Genomic DNA, 18,607 nt, shown 5'->3' with positions numbered 1-18,607 from the left:
CACCCGGTGACCCGGTGTGCGCGCCGCCCCGTGGGCCGTCAGTCGTCCAGCTCGTCGGCCACGTCGTCCCAGTCGACGAACTTGAAGTTCGTGTTGGTGCGGATCTCTCCGTCCTCTCCGGTCTCGTCCGGGGCGTTGAAGCCGTCGTGGACCACGAGCAGACCGTCGGGGTACTCGTCACCCAGCGGGGCGTTGAGCACGGCCGCGCCGTCGCACTCCTCGGAGCCGTCGATCGCGCCGGCGCCGGTCGCCGGGGCGACCCGGAAGTTGCCGACGTAGTCGTTGTTGTCCTCGCGCTCGTAGGCGACGAAGGTGTTGTCGCCCTGGCTGGAGGCGAGCAGGTAGCCCTCGCCGTCGTCCTCGCGGTAGATCGTCAGTCCCTCGACGTCGGCGGTGATGCGCTCGCCGCCGACTCCCGGGTCCGCGCCGGCGGTGCACTCGTCGGCCACCGGGTCGTACGTGCCGGGGATGCCGAACTCCTTGACCTTGTCGACCATGTGCGGCGATCCGGTGAGGTCGGCGCGCATCCGCCAGATACCGACGTCCTCCTGGGCCGCGTAGAGCACGCCCCGCTCGGGGTCCACGACCATGCCCTCGACCTGGGGGGTGCGGCCGGGCTCGTCACAGGGGGTCCACTGGGTGCCGTTGCCTATGCCGAACGAGGCGGGCAGGGCCAGCGTCCGGATGCGGTGGTAGGTGACCGTTCCGTTGGCGGTGGCGGTCAGCTCCATCAGCGCCAGGCTGGTGGTGTGGCGCTGGCTGGCGAGGGCGTAGTAGCGGCCGTTCGAGGCGTTGCGCCAGGTGGCGAGCCCGTACGCGCTCTGCTGGTCGTCCACGTCGGCCTCGGTGGCGCTGAAGACCCGCGGGGCCGCCGGGTCGGTGAGGTCGGTGAGCGGCGCGTCGGGGTGGTGGCGGTCGATCTTGTAGACCCGGAGCCGGTCGCGTCCCCGGTCGGAGACGACGGCGATGTCCGTGCGGCTGCCGTTGACCTTCAGGCCCGACAGCAGGTCGACGTTGTTGAACCGGCCGGGTTCGTTGTCCGGTCCCGGCGCGGGGGGTGCCTGGATCGACTGGATCTGGTTGCCGTCGAGATCGTGCACGCGCAGGCCGCCCTGCTTGGCCGTGGCGATGACGAGGCTCGCGTCGGGGTCCGCGGCGTTGAACCAGATCGCCGGGTCGTCCGCGTTGGCGTCGCCGCCGGCCTCGTCGTCGTACAGGGCGGGGGTCTCGCTGACGGCATACACGGACGGGGTGTCCGAGGCTGCCGCGGGGTTCGCCGGAGTCGCCATCAGTGCGGCGGTCGCGGCGGCCAGACAGACCGTCGTCAATCGTCTGGACAGGTGCATCGTGCCTCCCGTAGTGGGTTGGGCGGTGCGGGTTGGCCAGGACAGTACATAAGTATGTGCTGACATAAAAGGCTGCGGACATAAGCGCTTCTCAGATGCGCCAACCTCCGTGCTTTTCCACAGAGTTACATCAGCATGTCTTGACATAGTGAAGAAAGCGGGCGGAAGCTGCTCCCCAAGTCGCCCCGGCCGCGTTGCGGAGAGGGCCGCCCTCGATGTGACGGGCGGTCTGAGGCCGACCCACTCAGGAGCAGTCCGGCTCCGCCGGGCCCACGCAGGAGGTCAGGTTGTCCAGCAGCACTCGCGGTATCGGTGGCACGCAGCGACCGGTCCCAAGAATCGCCCTCGCCGCCCTGGTCGCCGTGCTCGCCGGCGCCGCGGCATGCGCGCCGTCGAGCCAGCAGGGCGACGGCGCCTCCCCAGGCAGCGCCACCCCGTCCGCCGCCATCGACGATGCCGCCGCCTTCGACCTGGACGCCCTGGTGGCGGCCGCGAAGAAGGAAGGATCGATCACCGTATACGACAGCTCGGGCGACATCACCAAGGTCGCCGAGGCGTTCACCGCGAAGTACGGCATCAAGGCGACCGGCGTGAAGAACAAGGTCGGCGACACCCTCGAGAAGATGACCAGGGAGAACCAGGCCGACAACGTCACCATCGACATGACGCTGTACGAGGACGGCCCCAGCCTCGTCGGCGAGCTGCTGCCGCAGAAGATCGTCCACACCTGGATACCCGCCGACCTGGCGGACGGAGTGCCGGCGGCGAACCGCAGCCCGCTGCTCGTCCTGCAGAAGGCCAACGTCTGGGTGTACAACCCGAAGCTCTTCCCCAAGGGCTGCCCGGTCGACAACGTCTGGGACCTGGTCGGACCGGAGTGGAAGGGCAAGGTCTCCCTCCAGGACCCGCTGGGCAAGCCGAACATCATCGAGTGGTTCAACCAGATGTCCAACGGCGCCGACCAGGCCCTGCGTGACGCCCACAAGGCCGCCACCGGCGAGGAGCTGAAGAGCTCGCAGAAGTCGGCGGCCCAGGAGTGGGTCACCAGACTGGCCAAGAACTCCCCCGTGCTCACCTCCGCCGACGACGACGTGGCGGCCGCGGTGGCCTCCCCCAAGCAGACGCAGCCGCGCATCGGGCTCGTGTCCAACGCCAAGTTCCGTGACGTCGAGGAGAAGAACTACTCGATGCGGGTCTGCGACACGCTCAAGCCGTGGAGCGGATACCTCTACCCGAAGTACTCGGCGATCGCCACGAAGACCAAGCACCCCAACGCCGCGAAGCTCTTCACCCACTTCATCCTCACCGAGGAGGGCATCACCCACGAGATGGGCGCCGGCGGCATCCCCGGCAGCACCGCGGTCAAGCAGGGCTCCTTCACCCCGGACGGGCTGAAGGACTGGAACAAGGAACTGTTCGCCTTCGACCCCAAGTACCTCGCCAAGGACTTCGCCGACACCGAGGCCATGCAGGACCTGTGGCGCATCAGCCACGGCTGACCTCTCCGGCCTCTGCCCCGTAACCCCTTTTCCGGCCGGCCCGGCCTCCCCCGACGGGCCGGCCGGACCACGCACCCCTCTCCTGGAGAACGCCCATGGCCGTGGCCGACCCCGACACCGCCCCCGCACCCGACCCGCCCCGCTCCGCACCTGCCCCCGCCGGGGGAGGCGGCCCCACCGGCAAGCGCGGCTCCGGACGGCTCAACCGACTCCGCTACCGCCTGAACGTGCTGCGCCACGAACCGACCTACATGGTCGGGGGCGTACTCGTCCTCATGCTCGCCTACCTCGTCGTGGCCCCGCTCGTGGCGGTGCTCTCCGACGCCGCACGCGTCCAGGTCGGCGACGACGGAAAATCCGGCCAGTCCGTCGGCGCGCTCACCGGCTACTACTTCTGGCGCGTCTTCCGCTCCCCGGTCTCCGACTTCCTCTTCTGGGAGCCGCTGCGCCACACCGTCGTCGTCGCCCTCGGCGTCACCCTGCTCGCTGTGGTCCTCGGCGGCACGGCGGCCTGGCTGCTCACCCGTACCGACATACCCGGCCGCAAGTGGCTGTCGACCGCGCTGGTCGTCCCCTACATGCTGCCGTCCTGGACGTTCGCGCTGGCCTGGCTCGCACTGTTCAAGAACGACAGCTCGGGCGGACAGATCGGCCTGCTGGAGGCCTGGGGCGTCCACACCCCCGACTGGCTCGCCTACGGCGCCGTACCGATCATCATCTGCCTCGGTCTGCACTACTACCCCTTCGTCCTCCTGCTGTTCGGCAACGCGCTGCGGCGCATCGACAGCCAGCTGGAGGACTCCGCACGCATCCTGGGAGCGAGGCGCCGCACCGTGGTGGGGCGGATCACCCTGCCCCTGATGCTGCCGGCCATGTCCTCGTCGGTGCTGCTGGTCTTCGGCCGCATCCTCGGAACGTTCGGTACGCCGTACATCCTCGGGCTGCCGGTCAACTACGAACTGCTGTCGACCTCGCTGTTCCGCGCCGTCCACTCCCACCAGCAGGGCGTCACCGCCGTGCTCGCCGGTGTCATCGTGGCGATCGGCGTCATCGTGATCGTCATCGACACCCGGCTGGTGCGGGAGCAGCGCAAGTTCGTCACCGTCGGCGGCAAGGGCGCGATGGACCGCGTCAGCCCCCTCGGCCGCTGGCGCCCCGCCGCGTTCGGCATCGCGCTCAGCATCTTCGCCGTCGGCGTGATCATCCCCGTCGCCACCCTGGCGCTGTCCACCGTCAGCAAGACCCCCGGCGTCTTCAGTCTCGACAACTTCACGCTCAAGTTCTGGATCGGCGAGCACATCGCCGGCGCCCCCGGCTTCCCGCACGGCGTGCTGCGCGGCACCCAGCTGTGGGACGCCGCCTGGAACAGCCTGCGCATCGTGGGCCTCGCCTCACTGATCTGCGGGGCCGTCGGACTGCTGATCGGCTACGTCGTGGTCCGCTCCAACGGCAGCAAACTCGGCGTCGCACTGCGCCAGATCAGCTTCCTCCCGTACATGGTGCCCGGCATCGCCTTCGCCGCCGCGTTCCTGACGCTCTTCGCCGTGCAGCGGGGGCCCATTCCGGCGATGTACGGCTCGATCACCCTGCTCGTCATCGTGCTCGCGGTGACCCATCTGCCGTACTCCTCACGCTCGGGCATCAGCGCCATGATGCAGCTCGGCCCGGAGCCGGAAGAGGCCGCGCAGGTGGCGGGAGCCGGCTGGTTCACCCGGATGCGCAAGGTGGTCATCCCCATCCAGCGCGGCGCCCTGGTGACCGGAGTGGTGCTGCCCTTCATCTCCGGGCTCAAGGAACTCAGCATCGTGATCATGCTGACCACCACCGGCACCCAGCTGCTCACCACGCTCTCCATCAACCTCGTGGACTACGCCTACGACCAGATGGCGAACGCGGTGGTGCTCGTCATCTCGCTGATCTCCTTCCTCGCCACGTACCTGACCCAACGCCTGACCAAGACCAACCTGTCCTCGGGACTCGGAGGCTGACGCCATGCCCACCATTGCGCTCACCGCGGTGCGGAAGAGCTACGGCTCCAATCCTCCCGCCATCGACAACCTCGACCTGGAAATACCCGACGGGTCCTTCACCTGTCTGCTCGGCCCCTCCGGCTGCGGCAAGACCACCACCCTCCGCATGATCGCCGGCCTGGAGCACCTCGACTCCGGCACCATCTCGGTCGGCGGACGCGTCCGCGACAGCGTGGAGCAGGGCATCTTCGTTCCGCCCGAGGAGCGGGAGATGGGGCTGGTCTTCCAGAACTACGCCCTGTGGCCGCACCTGACGGTCGCCAAGAACGTCGAGTTCGGGCTGCGGGTACGCAAGGTCCGCGCGCCCGAGCGGGCCGAACGCACCCTGAAGGCCCTGAAGATGATGCAGATCGACTGGGCCGCCGACCGCTACCCCGCCCAGCTCTCCGGCGGCCAGCAACAGCGCGTCTCCCTGGCCCGCATGCTCGTCGTCAACCCGGAAGTGCTGCTCCTGGACGAGCCGCTGTCCAACCTGGACGCCCAGCTCCGCCTGGAGATGCGCGCCGAGCTGAAGCGGCTGCACGACGAGACGGGCCACACCATCGTGTTCGTCACCCACGACCAGCTGGAGGCCATGACCATGGCCACCCACGTCGTCGTGATGAACAAGGGCGAGGTGCAGCAGCTCGCCCCGCCGCTGGAGGTCTACCACCGCCCGGCCAACACCTTCGTGGCCCAGTTCGTCGGCAGCCCCCCGATGAACCTCTTCGACGTCGGAACCGACGACGACGGCCCGTTCCGCGGCGCAACCCACGACCGCATCGTGGCCGAACGCCCCCAGCTGAACGGCAAGTTGCGTACGGTCGGCGTACGCCCGGAGTCGCTCCGCATCTCCTCCAAGACCGTCTCCACCGGCCCGACGCCGGACGGCGTCCTGGAGTTCGACGCCACCGTCACCACCGTGCTGCCGACGGGATCCAGCACCACGGTGTCGCTGGACGCGGCGGACACCGAGCTGTACGTGATGTCCTTCCAGGCGGTGACCGCGGCTCCCGGCGAGACCGTCCGCTGCTCGGCCGACCTGGCGGACCTGCACCTGTTCGACGGCAACGGGGCCAGGCTCCCGGAGCCTTCGGCCATCCCCGCGCCTGCCAAGGAGTACACCGCACCGTGAACCAGCTGATCCGCCCCGCAGCTCTGCTGCTCGACTTCGGCGGAGTCGTCGTCGCCACCACCAACCGCCCCTCCTGGCCAAAGGAGCTGGCTGCCGAACTGCACCGCGACCTGACGGCCGCGGGCTGCCACGAGCTGAGCCACGAAGACATCGTGAGCGACCTCAAGGCGGCGGCCGCCGCCGACTCGCACTGGAAGAACGCCATGTCCCGGCCGGCCGCGCCCGCCGAGATGACCGCCCACCGCTACTGGACACAGTTCGTCGCCGCCGACTGGCCCCCGGCCGCACTCGCCTTCGTCACCGCACACGCCCTGGTGCTGTGCCACCGGCAGGGCGAGCTGCGCCAGGACCGCGAGACCCGGCCCGGCATGGACGAACTGCTGGACGCCGCGGACGGTTTCGGGCTGCCGGTCGCCATCGTCTCCAACGCGCTGAGCGGCTCCGTACACCGGGACTACCTGCGGAACACCGGCCTGGACAAGCGGCTGGCCCTCCAGGTCTACAGCGACGAGGCGGGCGTCCGTAAGCCCAACCCCGAGATGATCCACCTCGCGGCCCGGGCCCTCGGCGTCCCGGCCTCCCGCACCTGGTACGTCGGTGACAACTTCGACCGTGACGTGCTGTGCGGCCGCCGGGCGGGCGTCGGCGCGAGCGTGCTGATGGAGGCCCGGGGGACGTACGAGCGCCCGTACGTGGTCCGGGTGCAGCCCGATGCCGTGGTCGCCGACCCGTACGGGCTCCGCGACCTGTTGACCGCCGCGTTCGCGCAGCCGGGGGCGGGTACGGACGATGCCGCGTAGCACCCCGGCGCGGACCGGCCCGCCGCGCGCCCTGCTCCTGGACCACGGTGGCGTCCTGATCCGGTCGGTCAAGCGCCCCGAGCGGATGCCCGCGTTCGCCGACCGGGTGCTCGCGCTCGCCGGCGGGCTGACCGGCCTCGACCGCGAACGCGTCCTGCACGACATCCGCGCCGGCCGGGCCGCGTACGGCAACTGGAAGAACGGCACCGCCCGCGAAGCCGCGCCGCGCGAGGTCACCCACCGCGAGATGTGGGCGGAGTTCATCGCGGCGGACTGGCCCGAAGCGGCCCGCGCGGCGGTGACCGCCGAGGCGACGGCGCTGTGCCGCGGGCTGGTCCTGGCCGAGAGCGACAAGGCCCACGACCCCGCGATGGTGCAGGTGCTGCGCCTGTGCCAGGAACACGGCATCCGCACCGGCATCGTCAGCAACACCCTGGTCGGCGCGCTCAACCGCGAGATGGCGGCGGCCGGCGGCATCGCGCCGTACCTCGGCGTGCAGGTCTACTCCGACGAGACCGGCCACCGCAAACCGGGCCCGCACCTGCTCCTGCTGGCCGCCCGGGCGCTGGGCACGGACCCGGCGGACTGCTGGTACGTGGGCGACAACTACGACCGCGACGTGGTGTGCGGGATCCGGGCGGGGGTGGGCCGCACCGTGCTGCTGCGCCCCGAGGCCCGCCTCGACCCCGCCGCGTACCCGCAGCCGGACACGGTCGTCCACGACGGCGAAGGACTCCTGGAGCTGCTGCGCTCCGCACTGACCGGGCCCGAAACGGCCGACCGAGGGGAACACGCATGACCGGCAGCGACCACACGGCCGACCGAGGGGATCACGCATGACCGCGACGGACGACATCAACGAACTCTCCGCCCACCTGCGCACGGTGGCGGTCGAAGCCGCGCTCGCGGTGGCACCCGACCTGCGGGAAGCGTTCCGCGGCCGGATGGACGTGGAGTTCAAGCGCGACGAGCACGACCCCGTGACCGAGCACGACCGGCGGGCCGAGGAACGCATCCGGCACGCCCTGCTCGGCAAGGTCCCCGACAGCACGGTCATCGGCGAGGAGGGCGGCCGCAAGGACGGCAGCGGCACGGTCTCCTGGTACGTCGACCCGATCGACGGCACGGCGAACTTCGCCCACGGCCTGGCGTTCTTCTGCACCGCGATCGGCGCCGTCATCGACGGCCGCCCGGTGGCCGCCGCAGTGGTCGACCCGATAGCCGGCCACGTCTTCTCCGCCGACCTCTCGGGCGCGTACCTGGGCGACCGCCCGCTGGTGTCGGCCGGGACGGCCGACGAGTCCCGCGCCCTCCTCATCACCGGCTTCCCCAACAGCCGGGAGCTCGCGTCCGGCGACCCCGAGTCCCCGGCACGGTTCGCCGGACTCGTCTCCCGCTACGGCACCGTCCGCCGCACGGGCAGCGCCGCACTCACCCTCGCCCATGTGGCGGCGGGCTGGTGCGACGCGGCCCTGGGCACGACCGTCAACGCGTGGGACATCTGCGCCGCCCACATGCTCGTGGACCAGGCGGGCGGCACGTACGTACCGTTCGGCGGGGACCCCGGCTGGGACCAGCCGTGCTACATGGCGTACACCCGTGACCTGGAGCCCACGGCGCTACGGGAGTTCACGCGCTGGTACACCGCCCGGGCCGCAGGGGCGGACCGATGACCGCGACCCCCTCCCCGGCCGCCGACGCCACTTCCTCCGCTCCCGCTGCCGCCGCTGCCGCCCCCGGGCTGAGCCACGCCTGGATCGTCACCGACCTCGACGGCACCCTGGTCGACCGGAACCTCGGCCTGGTCCCGCGCAGCGTCGAGGCGCTGCGCCGCTACCGGGACCGCGGCGGCACGGTCTTCATCGCCACGGGCCGCAACGAGGAGTCCGCCACCCCGTACCACCGGGAGCTCGGCCTGGACACCCCGATGATCCTGTACAACGGGGCCCGCATCACCGACCCCGCCACCGGCGCCCACCTCCTGGACCTGGACCTGGGCCCCGTCTGGCCCGGTCTCCGGGACCTGGTGGTGCCCGTCCTCCCCGACGGCGTGGGCGCGGTCGCCTTCATCGGGGGCGACGCCCACATCCTGCGCGACGCGCCCGCGCTGACGGAGTACGCCCGCCGCGACCGCATCGTGCTGCTGCCCGGCCCGCCGGACGGCCCGCCGACCAAGGTCATGCTGATCTCCGACGGCCGGAACCCTTCCTTTCTCGCCGAGTTGGTGTCACGTCACTGCCCGGACGCCCTGCTCGTCCAGTCGGAGGACACCTACCTGGAGGTCCTGCCGCCCGGCGCCGGCAAGGAGGCCGCGCTACGGGAACTGGCCGCCCGCTACGGCATGGACATCGCCCGGATCGCGGCCATCGGGGACAACCCGAACGACACGGGCATGATCTCGCTCGCGGGCCTCGGCGCCGCGGTCGGTGACGGCCACCCCCAGGTCCTGAAGGCCGCGGACATCGTGGTCGCGCCCTGCTCCGAGGGAGCGGTGGCCGACCTGGTGGGCCGCATCCTGGACGGCCCGCTGCCGTAACGGTCGGAGCCGGGGCGGGGCGCGTCACTCACGCGCCACCGCCTCGGCCCGCCGGGCATCCGGCACCGTCGAAACAACGCCCCATGACCAGGTACGCGCACGACTCGGCCCGGAGCAGCATTGACCTACCCGACCACCTGGGACGAACACCCTCACGGCCCGGCCACGCGAAATCCAAGGCGGGACGGGCGGGTCAGCCAAGGTGGAGCGGGAGTCGCGGGGCAAGAGCGCCCAGGTCGGCCTTCTCCGCCTCGGTCGGGGCGCGGCGGCCGGTGCCGACGAGCAGGGCGTCCCTGTCCGGTAGCGAGGCGGGGAACGCCGCGCCGGCGATCGCCTCCAGGAGCTCCCGCGAGCGGGCGAGCCCTTCGGCCGGCGGGTCCGCCGCGTCCGGGAGGTGGGCGATCAAATCGAGGTGGTGCAGCGTCCACTCCAGGACGTACGCGGTGAGGTACTCGTCCACCGTGAGCACCTCGTCACGGGTGCCGACACAGCCCCCTGGGTCCGCGAGACCGGCGGCCCGGCCCGCGGCCGAACCCACGTCGTCCAGGTGGAACTTGAGCAGCCACGGCTCCTCGTACGCCGCCGCGAGCCGCACCGTCAGCGCGTCGAGCGGGTCGTCACCGGTCGGAGGCGTACCGGAGACCTCCCAGTAGCTCACCGCGTCCCGCGTCGGCGCGGAGTCGGCGGGGGTGGCCAGCGTGATGAGGACGTCCTGGGCGTCGATGACCAGATGACACACCAGGTCCCGTACGAGCCAGCCGGTGCAGCCGGAAGGACGCGCGAAGTCCTCGTCGGACAGATCCGCGACCGCCGCACGCAGCGCGGCCCATGAGCGCGAGAAGAGATCCACGGCCGCAAGCTAACAGCCCCCGCCACCACCGGAAGGCGCCCGCGCGCAGCCGCCGCCTGATCGTTGACGGAAGTCTCCGCGCAGACCAGGGTGACCACTCAACGCAGGGCTGAGCCGACGAGGAGTTTCCAGGACGGATGAGCGACCGACGCGCACTCGGATGGGCCGGTACGGCACTCGCACCGGCCATGGCCCTGCTGACGGCAGCGCTCCTGGGAAGGGCATGGAGCGCCTGCGACGTCGGAACGAACAACGCGGCCAACGGCACGTTCCTGCTGCTGCTCTTCGTCCCCGCGCTCACGCTCGCCCTGCTGCTTCTCTGGCTCGCCTCGGTCGGCCTCCTGGGCAAGCACCCACTGATCTGCGCCATGGCGGGCGGAGCGCTCGTACTGACCGCGTCCTGGTGTGCGATCTCCCTCCTCTGGGGAGGCACCACGTACTACTGCCCGAGCGGCGTCCCGCCGTGGTGGCCGGGCGTCGTACCGGCACCTGGGTTCTGAGTTTCGGGGGTGGCGCCTCGCTCGCGGTGCGCCGGACGAAGGCCCGCTCAGAGTTGAAGGACTTTGTCAGCAAGGCAGTTGCTGCGAGGCGTGTCGCCGGGAAGACTGCGGGGGCGCGGCACACGCACCGGCCGAGCGCCCTGCGGACGGCAGGGGAGACCAGCCTGGACCGGGGGAGAACCAGCATGGCCATACCGATCGGGTACGTGGCGACGACGGCGTTCCTCGCCTGGTGCACGTTCTTCGCGGTGGTCGCGCCCCGCCGGCCCCGGCCGCTGGCCACGCTGAGCTTCTGGTTCGGCATGGTCCTCAACGAGGTCCCGTTCCTGGGCATCCTCGCCCTGATCGCCTCCACGGCCCTGGCCGCCGCACAGGACGACCTGGGTTCGACAACCGCCAAGGTGACGGTCGCGGTGGCCGCGGTCACCACCGCGGGCCTGGCCGTGTCCGCCTGGCAGGGAGTGCACGCGGACCAGGCCGTCGCGCGGGCCCTCGACGAAGGGCTGGGGGCCGGCTGGCGGGACCGCGTGCGCGTACCGCTGCGCCGCCACCGGCCGTGGCTCCGCATCGTGCTGCTCGTGGGCTTCATGCGGCGGCGCGGGGTGAGGCGTATCCCCGACATCAGTTACGGGGACGCCGGACGCCACAATCTCCTCGACGTCTACCGCCACCGCGACGCCCCGCCGGACGCGCCGGTTCTCATCTACTTCCACGGCGGCCACTACAGCGGCGGCGCGAAGAACCGCGAGGCCCGCCCGCTGCTGTACCAGCTCGCCGCCCAGGGCTGGACGTGCATCAGCGCCAACTACCGGCTGCGGCCCAAGACCACCTTCCCCGGCCACCAGATCGACGCCAAGAAGGTCATCGCCTGGGTCCGCGAGCACGGCTCCGAGTACGGCGCCGACCCGGCGAAGCTGTTCGTCGCGGGCAGCTCCGCCGGCGCCAACCTTGCGTCCCTGTGTGCGCTCACCCCGAACGACCCTATGTTCCAGCCGGGCTTCGAGTCGGCCGACACCTCGGTCACCGGGGCGATCGCGCTCTACGGCTACTACGGCCACTACTTCGGCACCCCGCCGGACGAACCGCCACCCCCGCTCCAGCCTCAGGGATACCTCCGCCCGGGCGGCGCCCCGCCGCTCCTGATCGCTCACGGCACCAGCGACGCACTGGGAACCGTCGAGGGCGCCCGGGACTTCGTCGCCCGACTGCGCCGGGCCTCGGACAACGCGGTGGTCTATGTCGAACTTCGGGGCGGGCAGCACTCGTTCGACGTCTACCACTCGGCCCGCTTCGAGGCGGTCGTGGACGGCGTCGAGGCCTTCGCGGCCTGGGTCCTGGCCGGTACGATCGCGACCTCCTCCGGCACGTGACGAGCGCACCCGCGCCCGGCCGCCCGGGGAACCTCGGACTCCCCAGTCCGAAAGCCACTATCGATGCGCACCGGACGTCCACTCCGCCCCGACCCGATGGGTGACACGAAGTGCTCGCAGCCCTGCTCACCGCCGTGACCTCCTTCGTCGCGGACCAACTACTGGTCCCGGGCCTCCCAGGGCGACGACGCCGGGAACGAGCACAGGAACGCGCCTTCGCGGACGGCGACGAGGTGACCTTCCCGGCGTACATCCTGGGCGACCGCCCGTACTGCCGCCCGGTCCCCGTCTTCATCTCCGCCTGCCGGACCGCCCTGCGCGTGTCACCCACCGAGGTGAAGGAGCTGCGCCGCAGCGCCCTGCCGGTCGAGCAGATCGCCATACGCCGGATTCGACACCGGGAACGGACGGATCCGCGCGGCATCCCCCCGTACTGGCAGCTCGCCGAATGCCGCGACGGACAGGCCGACGTCCTGATCGGCTGTGCTCCCCCGCACATGCGCTACGTGGCCCGGGTCCTGGCCCTCCGAGCTAACTGAAGTACTCGAGGATCAGCGGCAGGTCCGCCAGCCATTCCCGGAGGCGGGCCCGCCTGCGAGCGGCAATCAGGCACGGGTAGGCGGTTCCGTCGTGGAGGCGGACCACCACCCTGAGGTGCTTGGGGCCCTCGGCCGCGTACTCGACCCTGCTGATCCGGGACCAGGCGAACAGCCAGTCACCGTTCACCGTGCCGATCTCCACGCCCGCGGCGTCGATCAGGAGGTGTACGTCCGTGGCCACCGCGATGAAACAGATGTCGCTCTCGGTGCCGGGCGACGCGGGGGCCAACGCCGTCGGTGCCTGGTGCCAGGGGACGGGGGCGTTGGACGGCGCGTACGAAGGTGGCGGCGGCAGTACCGCCACCGTCGGGGGGTGCGCCGCGACGCCCGGGACGAACAGGTCCAGCAGCCCCGCCGGCGTCGGCCGGTGCCCCGGCTCCTTGGTCAGGCAGGACGCCACGATCGGCCGCAGCCCCTCCGGCACCACGGCCAGGTCCGGCGCCTCGTGCACCGACCGGTACATCAGCCCCATCGGCGTCCCCGCCCCGAACGCAGCTCCACCCGCCGCCGCGACCAGCACGGCTCCGAGCGCGAACACATCTGCGGCCCCCCCGACTTCGAGGCCCTGCGCCTGCTCGGGCGCCAGGAACCCCGGCGTCCCGAACGCCACCCCCGTGGCCGTCAGGCGCGTCGACTCCAGCGCCCGCGCGATGCCGAAGTCCAGGACGCGGGGCCCGTCCGAGGCCATGATGATGTTCCCGGGCTTCAGGTCGCGGTGCACCAGGCCGCAGCCGTGGATCGCCGCCAGCGCCTCCGCGAGCGCGGCGCCCAACTGCCGCAGCCGCGCCTCGTCCATCGGCCCCTCGGCCTCGATCAACGCGGCGAGCGTGGGCCCGGGGATGTACGCCGTGGCCAGCCAGGGCGCCGCCGCCGCCGGGTCCGCGTCCACCACCGGCGCCGTATGGAACCCGCCCACGCTGCGCGCGGCCTCGACCTCGGCGCGGAACCGCTCCCGGAAGTGCGGGTCGGTCGCGAGCTCCGAGCGCGCCACCTTCACGGCCACCGCACGCCCGCCGCGCGAACGTGCCAGATAGACGACGCCCATCCCACCGGCGCCCAGCTCCCGCTCCACGGCGTAGCCGCCGATACTCTCCGGCAAGCCCGCACCGCCCGCCCCGTACTCCATGCGCTGCATGCCCCCCTGTGTTCCGGCGGCCCAGTATGACGCAGGCGGGGCAGGCGGGAGCACCGGCGCTCGGCTCGGCTCCGCCTGGGCATATCCGGTGAGATGTACTCAACGTACACACCAACACAACAGGCGGTACTTGATGAGCCTCACCGTAATCGACATCGACGACGAACTGCTGGCCGCTGCGGCTCAGACTCTGGGGACCAGCACCACGCAGGAGACGGTCAACACCGCTCTGCGCGAGGTATGGGAAACCCGTCGCCAGGCTGTCGCTCTCACTCGGCTGCGGCGCGCCGTGGGCGAGGGAGCGTTCGGTCTGGACGCCTTTGGTCGGCGACGGCGAGACCTTCGCCGATCCCGGGCTCCGACAGTTGAGATCGAAGTAGGCGATCCACGAGCGCCCATATAGGGGTAGATCCGACACGGTTTTGTCCTACATCGATTCCAACTTCCGGGCGCGGCCGACCGGGCGCGCGACGGCCTACCGCGTCCCGCCGCGCGTCCGGCACTCCGCCCACACCGTCTTCCCGACCACGCGCTCGGCCACGCCCCACTTCTCCGCGAGCGCCTCGACGAGGCGGAGGCCGTGGCCCCTCTCCGCGCCCGTCTCCGGCGCGCACCGTTCCGGCCGCCGCTCGGCCCGCGCGTCCGACACCTCGACGCGGAGCCCGTCCGCGCTCGCCGTCAGCCGCAGCTCGAAGTCCCGTCCCGGTACGTACCCGTGCACCACCGCGTTCGCCGCCAGCTCGGCCACGATCACCGCCACGTCGTCGGACAGCTCACTCCCGTACGGAACTCCCCACTCGTCCAGCTGATGCACCGCGAGCCGACGTGCCAGCCGGGCGCCACGGGGGGTGGAGCTGAAGCGTTGGACGAACTCGGCGCCCACGCGGGTGATTTCGGCGTTCATGTGACTCAGCGTCGCTGCGTACTCGTACGCTGACCAGGAGTGACGCGACGACGCCGTGAAGCTGTACGGGGCCTTCCCGTCGGCTGTACGGGCGTGTCGGGCCGTGACCGGACGGACAAGAGGCGGTACGGGGCAGATGGCGAACGGGCGACACGAGGAACGGCCGGAGCGGCCGGCAGAGTCGGACGGTACTGCGCACCTGTTCAGGGCGCTGGGCAAACAGATCAAGGTCCTGCGCGAACGCGCGGGCCTGAGCCAGCGGGAGCTGGGCCTCGCGACGCATTGCGGGGAGGACCTGGTGTCGGCGGTGGAGCGGGGGGTTCGGACGCCTCAGCCGGACTTCCTTGAGCGTGTGGACCAGGTGTTGGACGCGGGCGGGGTGCTGGCGGCGGCTGCGGATGAGGTGCGGGAGGCGTTGGCGCGGTCGCGGACGCGGCATCCGGACTGGTTCCGGGACTATGCGCGGGTGGAGGCAGAGGCGGTCGCGCTGCATGAGTACAGCGCACAGGTCGTTCCTGGCCTGCTTCAGACGGAGGCTTATGCGCGGGCCGTATTCACTCAGAGACGCCCGCTGCTGAACGAGGAGACCATCGAGAAGCGCGTCACCGATCGGCTGGACAGGCAACGGATCTTCGAGCGCTGGCCCGCTCCGACCTTCAGCTATGTACTGGAAGAGACCACGTTGCGCCGCCCCATCGGAGGAAGGGCCGTGCACGCAGACCAGATGCAGCAACTTCTGCGTGTCGGCCGCCTCCGCACGGTGGAGATTCAGGTGATGCCTACCGAACGCGAGGAACACCCCGCCATTGACGGCACGTTCACCCTGATCACACCCAAGGGGCGACCGCAGGCCGCCTACACAGAGCTGTACGGCAACCCGAGGCTCGTCACAGAGCCAGAAGCAGTCCGAGTTTTCAGCGAGCGCTATGGGATCATCCGAGCGCAGGCTCTCACCCCGAGGGAGTCCCTGACGCTGATCGAGAAGATGCTGGGAGAGCGATGAACACCGAGCAACTCCACTGGTTTAAGAGCAGCTACAGCAGCGGCGAGGGCGGAGCTTGCATCGAGGTCGCCTACGACTGGCGCAAGTCCAGCTACAGCACGGGCGAAGGCGGGAACTGCGTCGAGGTAGCCGCCTCCCCCGCCACCATCCACATCCGCGACTCCAAGAACCTCCAGGCCCCCCACGTCGACGTGGCCCCCGCCGTCTGGTCGGCCTTCGTCGCGTACGCCTCCCGGGGCTGACCCAGCCCCGATCGCGGCTCACCGGGTCGCGGGAATCCACGACGCGGGAACCACATCGTGGATTTCCGCGTCCCGGTGAGCCGCGACGTAAAAGCTTTTAAAGGCTGTTGGAAGAGAACTAAATACCCACCCAACCCGCCCGGCGTCCTCGTCACCCGCACGGGTGAGGTTCGCCAACTCAGCTAGATTTGCCCCCGGTTGCGTGGCATATGCTCGCCGCACCAAACTTCAGACTCTGACGGCCCCCGCCGGGACGACAATCCCGAGCGGGGGCCTGACCAACACGGAAGTAGCACCTTCCTGATGGCTACCTCGCAGGTTATCGCGGGCCCCTACGTCCCGCCCTCTGGCGTCGAACATGTCAACGTCCGCCACACGGAACGCTTCACCGTCGTGGGCAACCACCTCAGCCAGCACCCCGAACTCTCGCTTGCCGCCCGGGGGCTCGCCCTCCACATCCAGTCGCTGCCGCCGGGGGCGAAGGTCGGCATCAAGGTCCTCGCGGCCCGCCTGCCCGCCGACAGCGAGCACCGCATTGCCGAGGCCCTGCGGGAGCTGGAGGAGCACGGCTACCTGAAGCGCACCCGGGTGCGTTCGCCGGAGGGCAAGGTCTACACGCGCACGGTGTCGTACAACCACCCCGACCCCGCCACCCTCGCCAAGGCGCAGACGCAGACGCAGGCACCCAAGCCGCGCAAGCCCCGCCCGGTCCGGACACAGGCGCCCACTCCCGCACCGCCGCCCCCACCCCCTGCGCAGCCCGCCGAGCCCGCGCCCCTCCCCCGCGTCCCCGCGCCCACGGCCAAGAAGCCGCCGCGCCCTCCGCTGCCGCATCCGGTCAACCCCCGGCCGCAGCTCCTCCAGGCCGCCGCGCACCTCCTCGTCGGGCTCCAGAACCAGGACAGCGAACTCGTCCTGACCGAGGAGCAGATCGACTTTCTCGCCCCGGGTGTGGCGGCCTGGTTCGAGCGGGACGCCTCGCCCGCTGCCGTGCGCAGGGCCCTGACGGAGGATCTGCCCCGCCCGGTGCGGTTCCCGGCGCAACTGCTGAGGCACCGGCTCACCGAGGGCCTGCCCTCCGGGCGCTCGCTGCCCGCCGCGTACCGGCCCGTGCCGATGCAGAACTGCGACGGCTGCGACCGGGCATTCAGAGCGCCCGAGCCGGGCAACTGCGACGAGTGCAACGAGGCCACGCACGCAAACCGGCCGAACAGCCGCTGTTGAATGAGCCGTTGAACGAGACCGCAGCGCTCCTCCTCCGTCATGCCGCCCCCAGCACTCGGGCTCTGCATGAGGCCGGGTCCGGCGCCGTGGTCATCGGCCAGGTCGCGGGCATCATGCACGGCTCGACGGGCCTGGCGGGCGACCTCGACGTGCCGTGGGACGGCTCACCGACCCTCACCCCGCCGGGATGAACCGCACGTCCTTGAGAGGCGCTCCGGGCTGTGCGCCGAACTTGTCCACGACGGTGCCCCCGGTGCCGCGGTGCACCACCTGGAGGGCGACACGGATGTCCCATTGACGCAGGTCCATCCGCACGCGGGGAGAGCCGTGCTCGGGCTTCATGTTCACGATCAACTCATTCGGGTATCCGGCGCGGTTGAGCGCGGTTCGCACCTCGGCGGCACTCTCGCCCGTGCCCTTGAGCGCGGTCGTGACGTGCGCGGCGAACTTGTCCGCGTAGCAGATCTCGGGCCCGGTGAGCGGGACCGGATCCAGGAGGTTCCCCTCGGGAACGGGCGGCGCGGTGTTCTCGATGACGGGCGGGTCGGCAGGCACGGGAGGGCGGTCGCCGGGATCACCCGTGGGCCTGCTGGACGGTTCTTCCGGAATGGTGGGGAACTCGCTGGGGCCGGGGGCCTTGTCGCCCTTACTGTCGTCCAGCGGCGCGCAGCCTGCGGTGAGTTCGAGCGCGAGCTTCATGAAGTCGAGCAACGGTTCGCCGGAACCCGGGGCCCCGGGTGCGGAGGCGACGTTGTCCGCCTTGATGGTGGCGGCCTGGGTGGCGCCGGAGCAGGCGGTGAGGGTGAGCGCGCCCAGAGCGAGTGCGGCTGCGGTGTGTGCGATTCGAGGCATGCCGTCAACCTAAAGTCGGGCGCCGGCACGGCCATGAGCACGCGTACTCACTTCGAGGAGCGAGAGTCGGCTCTCACCGCCGACCCGACAGCCCTCTTCACGTCACGGCAGTCGCAAGGTGCCGAGCGCGCCCACGGCCGCACAGATGTGGCCCGGCCCGCCCTCCGACCGCCGGCCGGAGCACCACCAGGAAAGCACTCCGTCCACGTCGCGCGTATGCGTGCCCAGGTTGTGTTCGACGCACAGGGGCCACGCCTGCCACAGAAGCTCAGTGACGGTTTCCTGCGCGGCGTCGGCGACGGTCGCCAAGGCATGAGCAGAGTCTTCCGGCGTCTTCGGGTACAGATGACCGCCGTGCCATTCGCCGTTGGCCAGGGCAACGTAGACGTACTCGGGCTCGCCCGCCTCGTAGGAAGGCTGGGCCAGCAGTTGCAGAGGTCCCTGCTCAGTAAGCGTCGCGGCCAAGTCCTGGTTGAGGACCACGAGAGCTTCGTCCCACAGGGGGTACTCGCCGCGCGGGACCCGGCGGACTTCTGGTTGATCGAAATGAGCACGCATAGGGCCATCCTCCGCTACGGATGCCCGACCTCACGCGCGCACAAC

Annotated in this window: 21 protein-coding genes; 15 read left to right on the top strand and 6 right to left on the bottom strand. The window is 70.8% G+C overall.

Annotated elements, in window-relative coordinates:
• Positions 1-38: 38 nt before the first annotated feature.
• A complete protein-coding gene (locus ABTX18_RS20560) occupies positions 39-1,346 on the bottom strand; it encodes a phytase (RefSeq protein WP_352124143.1) in 1,308 nt (435 codons plus the stop codon).
• 287 nt (positions 1,347-1,633) lie between these two features.
• On the opposite strand from ABTX18_RS20560, the gene ABTX18_RS20555 reads away from it, so the two are divergent.
• From ABTX18_RS20555 to ABTX18_RS20525, 7 genes are all read left to right on the top strand, one after another.
• The gene (locus ABTX18_RS20555; protein WP_352124142.1) at positions 1,634-2,845 is read left to right on the top strand and encodes an ABC transporter substrate-binding protein; all 1,212 of its coding nucleotides are present in this window, start codon (positions 1,634-1,636) and stop codon (positions 2,843-2,845) included.
• 95 nt (positions 2,846-2,940) lie between these two features.
• Positions 2,941-4,833: an ABC transporter permease gene (locus ABTX18_RS20550; protein ID WP_352124141.1), complete on the top strand. Its 1,893-nt coding sequence runs from the start codon at positions 2,941-2,943 to the stop codon at positions 4,831-4,833.
• A 4-nt stretch (positions 4,834-4,837) separates the two neighbouring features.
• Positions 4,838-5,989 carry an ABC transporter ATP-binding protein gene (locus ABTX18_RS20545; protein WP_352124140.1) on the top strand — a complete coding sequence of 384 codons (1,152 nt, stop codon included), beginning with the start codon at positions 4,838-4,840 and terminating at the stop codon, positions 5,987-5,989.
• On the top strand, positions 5,986-6,789 hold the full coding sequence (locus tag ABTX18_RS20540) for an HAD family hydrolase (RefSeq protein ID WP_352124139.1): 804 nt from the start codon (positions 5,986-5,988) through the stop codon (positions 6,787-6,789). The genes ABTX18_RS20545 and ABTX18_RS20540 overlap by 4 nt, the downstream gene beginning before the upstream one ends.
• On the top strand, positions 6,779-7,588 hold the full coding sequence (locus ABTX18_RS20535) for an HAD family hydrolase (RefSeq protein ID WP_352124138.1): 810 nt from the start codon (positions 6,779-6,781) through the stop codon (positions 7,586-7,588). Before ABTX18_RS20540 ends, ABTX18_RS20535 begins: the two co-directional genes overlap by 11 nt.
• A 37-nt stretch (positions 7,589-7,625) precedes the next feature.
• Positions 7,626-8,462, top strand: coding sequence for an inositol monophosphatase family protein (locus tag ABTX18_RS20530; RefSeq protein WP_352124137.1), 837 nt, complete (start codon positions 7,626-7,628; stop codon positions 8,460-8,462).
• Positions 8,459-9,325 carry an HAD hydrolase family protein gene (locus tag ABTX18_RS20525; protein WP_352124136.1) on the top strand — a complete coding sequence of 289 codons (867 nt, stop codon included), beginning with the start codon at positions 8,459-8,461 and terminating at the stop codon, positions 9,323-9,325. The genes ABTX18_RS20530 and ABTX18_RS20525 overlap by 4 nt, the downstream gene beginning before the upstream one ends.
• 193 nt (positions 9,326-9,518) lie before the next feature.
• Here ABTX18_RS20525 and ABTX18_RS20520 read toward each other — a convergent pair whose 3' ends face one another.
• Positions 9,519-10,175 (bottom strand): maleylpyruvate isomerase N-terminal domain-containing protein, encoded by a 657-nt coding sequence (locus ABTX18_RS20520; protein ID WP_352124135.1) that lies wholly within the window; start codon positions 10,173-10,175, stop codon positions 9,519-9,521.
• Positions 10,176-10,312: 137 nt separating this feature from the next.
• Here ABTX18_RS20520 and ABTX18_RS20515 point away from each other — a divergent pair, with 137 nt between their 5' ends.
• The 3 genes from ABTX18_RS20515 (at position 10,313) to ABTX18_RS20505 (ending at position 12,584) form a co-directional block, all read left to right on the top strand.
• Positions 10,313-10,675: a hypothetical protein gene (locus ABTX18_RS20515; protein WP_352124134.1), complete on the top strand. Its 363-nt coding sequence runs from the start codon at positions 10,313-10,315 to the stop codon at positions 10,673-10,675.
• 185 nt (positions 10,676-10,860) lie between these two features.
• Positions 10,861-12,045: an alpha/beta hydrolase gene (locus ABTX18_RS20510; protein WP_352124133.1), complete on the top strand. Its 1,185-nt coding sequence runs from the start codon at positions 10,861-10,863 to the stop codon at positions 12,043-12,045.
• Between the two features lie 110 nt (positions 12,046-12,155).
• Complete coding sequence (locus tag ABTX18_RS20505; protein ID WP_352124132.1) at positions 12,156-12,584, top strand: hypothetical protein; 429 nt, start codon at positions 12,156-12,158, stop codon at positions 12,582-12,584.
• Here ABTX18_RS20505 and ABTX18_RS20500 read toward each other — a convergent pair.
• Positions 12,577-13,770, bottom strand: a complete 1,194-nt coding sequence (locus tag ABTX18_RS20500; protein WP_352124450.1) for a serine/threonine-protein kinase — start codon at positions 13,768-13,770, stop codon at positions 12,577-12,579. The two genes, ABTX18_RS20505 and ABTX18_RS20500, sit on opposite strands and share 8 nt — an antisense overlap.
• A 142-nt stretch (positions 13,771-13,912) precedes the next feature.
• Between ABTX18_RS20500 and ABTX18_RS20495 the strand changes: the two genes are divergently transcribed.
• Positions 13,913-14,182 carry a type II toxin-antitoxin system VapB family antitoxin gene (locus ABTX18_RS20495; protein WP_352124131.1) on the top strand — a complete coding sequence of 90 codons (270 nt, stop codon included), beginning with the start codon at positions 13,913-13,915 and terminating at the stop codon, positions 14,180-14,182.
• 72 nt (positions 14,183-14,254) lie between these two features.
• On the opposite strand, the gene ABTX18_RS20490 is transcribed toward ABTX18_RS20495, so the two are convergent.
• Positions 14,255-14,683, bottom strand: coding sequence for an ATP-binding protein (locus ABTX18_RS20490; RefSeq protein ID WP_352124130.1), 429 nt, complete (start codon positions 14,681-14,683; stop codon positions 14,255-14,257).
• A gap of 136 nt (positions 14,684-14,819) precedes the next feature.
• On the opposite strand from ABTX18_RS20490, the gene ABTX18_RS20485 reads away from it, so the two are divergent.
• The 4 genes from ABTX18_RS20485 to ABTX18_RS20470 all read left to right on the top strand — a co-directional run bounded on the left by ABTX18_RS20485 (position 14,820) and on the right by ABTX18_RS20470 (position 17,343).
• Positions 14,820-15,686: a helix-turn-helix domain-containing protein gene (locus ABTX18_RS20485; RefSeq protein ID WP_352124129.1), complete on the top strand. Its 867-nt coding sequence runs from the start codon at positions 14,820-14,822 to the stop codon at positions 15,684-15,686.
• A complete protein-coding gene (locus ABTX18_RS20480) occupies positions 15,683-15,928 on the top strand; it encodes a DUF397 domain-containing protein (RefSeq protein ID WP_352124128.1) in 246 nt (81 codons plus the stop codon). Before ABTX18_RS20485 ends, ABTX18_RS20480 begins: the two co-directional genes overlap by 4 nt.
• A gap of 303 nt (positions 15,929-16,231) precedes the next feature.
• Positions 16,232-17,152, top strand: a complete 921-nt coding sequence (locus tag ABTX18_RS20475; RefSeq protein ID WP_352124127.1) for a helix-turn-helix domain-containing protein — start codon at positions 16,232-16,234, stop codon at positions 17,150-17,152.
• Between the two features lie 8 nt (positions 17,153-17,160).
• The gene (locus ABTX18_RS20470; RefSeq protein WP_352124126.1) at positions 17,161-17,343 is read left to right on the top strand and encodes a hypothetical protein; all 183 of its coding nucleotides are present in this window, start codon (positions 17,161-17,163) and stop codon (positions 17,341-17,343) included.
• On the opposite strand, the gene ABTX18_RS20465 is transcribed toward ABTX18_RS20470, so the two are convergent.
• Positions 17,327-18,004, bottom strand: coding sequence for a hypothetical protein (locus ABTX18_RS20465; RefSeq protein ID WP_352124125.1), 678 nt, complete (start codon positions 18,002-18,004; stop codon positions 17,327-17,329). The two genes, ABTX18_RS20470 and ABTX18_RS20465, sit on opposite strands and share 17 nt — an antisense overlap.
• Before the next feature lie 102 nt (positions 18,005-18,106).
• Complete coding sequence (locus ABTX18_RS20460) at positions 18,107-18,562, bottom strand: hypothetical protein (RefSeq protein WP_352124124.1); 456 nt, start codon at positions 18,560-18,562, stop codon at positions 18,107-18,109.
• Between the last annotated feature and the right edge of the window lie 45 nt (positions 18,563-18,607).

Origin of the sequence: Streptomyces sp. NPDC096323 (assembly GCF_040302845.1) — a bacterium.
In the GTDB taxonomy this organism is placed as follows: Bacteria; Actinomycetota; Actinomycetes; order Streptomycetales; family Streptomycetaceae; genus Streptomyces.
The sequence above is the reverse complement of the archived record's forward strand: the minus strand, read 5'-3'. Positions and strand labels throughout refer to the sequence as shown.

What these genes read in the sequence shown, in the direction of transcription:
- ABTX18_RS20530 (WP_352124137.1), top strand. Translation starts at nt 7,626, where the DNA reads ATGACCGCGACGGACGACATCAACGAACTCTCCGCCCACCTGCGCACG.
- ABTX18_RS20480 (WP_352124128.1), top strand. Translation starts at nt 15,683, where the DNA reads ATGAACACCGAGCAACTCCACTGGTTTAAGAGCAGCTACAGCAGCGGC.
- ABTX18_RS20490 (WP_352124130.1), bottom strand. Translation starts at nt 14,683, where the DNA reads ATGAACGCCGAAATCACCCGCGTGGGCGCCGAGTTCGTCCAACGCTTC.
- ABTX18_RS20525 (WP_352124136.1), top strand. Translation starts at nt 8,459, where the DNA reads ATGACCGCGACCCCCTCCCCGGCCGCCGACGCCACTTCCTCCGCTCCC.
- ABTX18_RS20460 (WP_352124124.1), bottom strand. Translation starts at nt 18,562, where the DNA reads ATGCGTGCTCATTTCGATCAACCAGAAGTCCGCCGGGTCCCGCGCGGC.
- ABTX18_RS20515 (WP_352124134.1), top strand. Translation starts at nt 10,313, where the DNA reads ATGAGCGACCGACGCGCACTCGGATGGGCCGGTACGGCACTCGCACCG.
- ABTX18_RS20535 (WP_352124138.1), top strand. Translation starts at nt 6,779, where the DNA reads ATGCCGCGTAGCACCCCGGCGCGGACCGGCCCGCCGCGCGCCCTGCTC.
- ABTX18_RS20475 (WP_352124127.1), top strand. Translation starts at nt 16,232, where the DNA reads ATGGCTACCTCGCAGGTTATCGCGGGCCCCTACGTCCCGCCCTCTGGC.
- ABTX18_RS20465 (WP_352124125.1), bottom strand. Translation starts at nt 18,004, where the DNA reads ATGCCTCGAATCGCACACACCGCAGCCGCACTCGCTCTGGGCGCGCTC.
- ABTX18_RS20545 (WP_352124140.1), top strand. Translation starts at nt 4,838, where the DNA reads ATGCCCACCATTGCGCTCACCGCGGTGCGGAAGAGCTACGGCTCCAAT.
- ABTX18_RS20500 (WP_352124450.1), bottom strand. Translation starts at nt 13,770, where the DNA reads ATGGAGTACGGGGCGGGCGGTGCGGGCTTGCCGGAGAGTATCGGCGGC.
- ABTX18_RS20495 (WP_352124131.1), top strand. Translation starts at nt 13,913, where the DNA reads ATGAGCCTCACCGTAATCGACATCGACGACGAACTGCTGGCCGCTGCG.
- ABTX18_RS20560 (WP_352124143.1), bottom strand. Translation starts at nt 1,346, where the DNA reads ATGCACCTGTCCAGACGATTGACGACGGTCTGTCTGGCCGCCGCGACC.
- ABTX18_RS20510 (WP_352124133.1), top strand. Translation starts at nt 10,861, where the DNA reads ATGGCCATACCGATCGGGTACGTGGCGACGACGGCGTTCCTCGCCTGG.
- ABTX18_RS20550 (WP_352124141.1), top strand. Translation starts at nt 2,941, where the DNA reads ATGGCCGTGGCCGACCCCGACACCGCCCCCGCACCCGACCCGCCCCGC.
- ABTX18_RS20485 (WP_352124129.1), top strand. Translation starts at nt 14,820, where the DNA reads ATGGCGAACGGGCGACACGAGGAACGGCCGGAGCGGCCGGCAGAGTCG.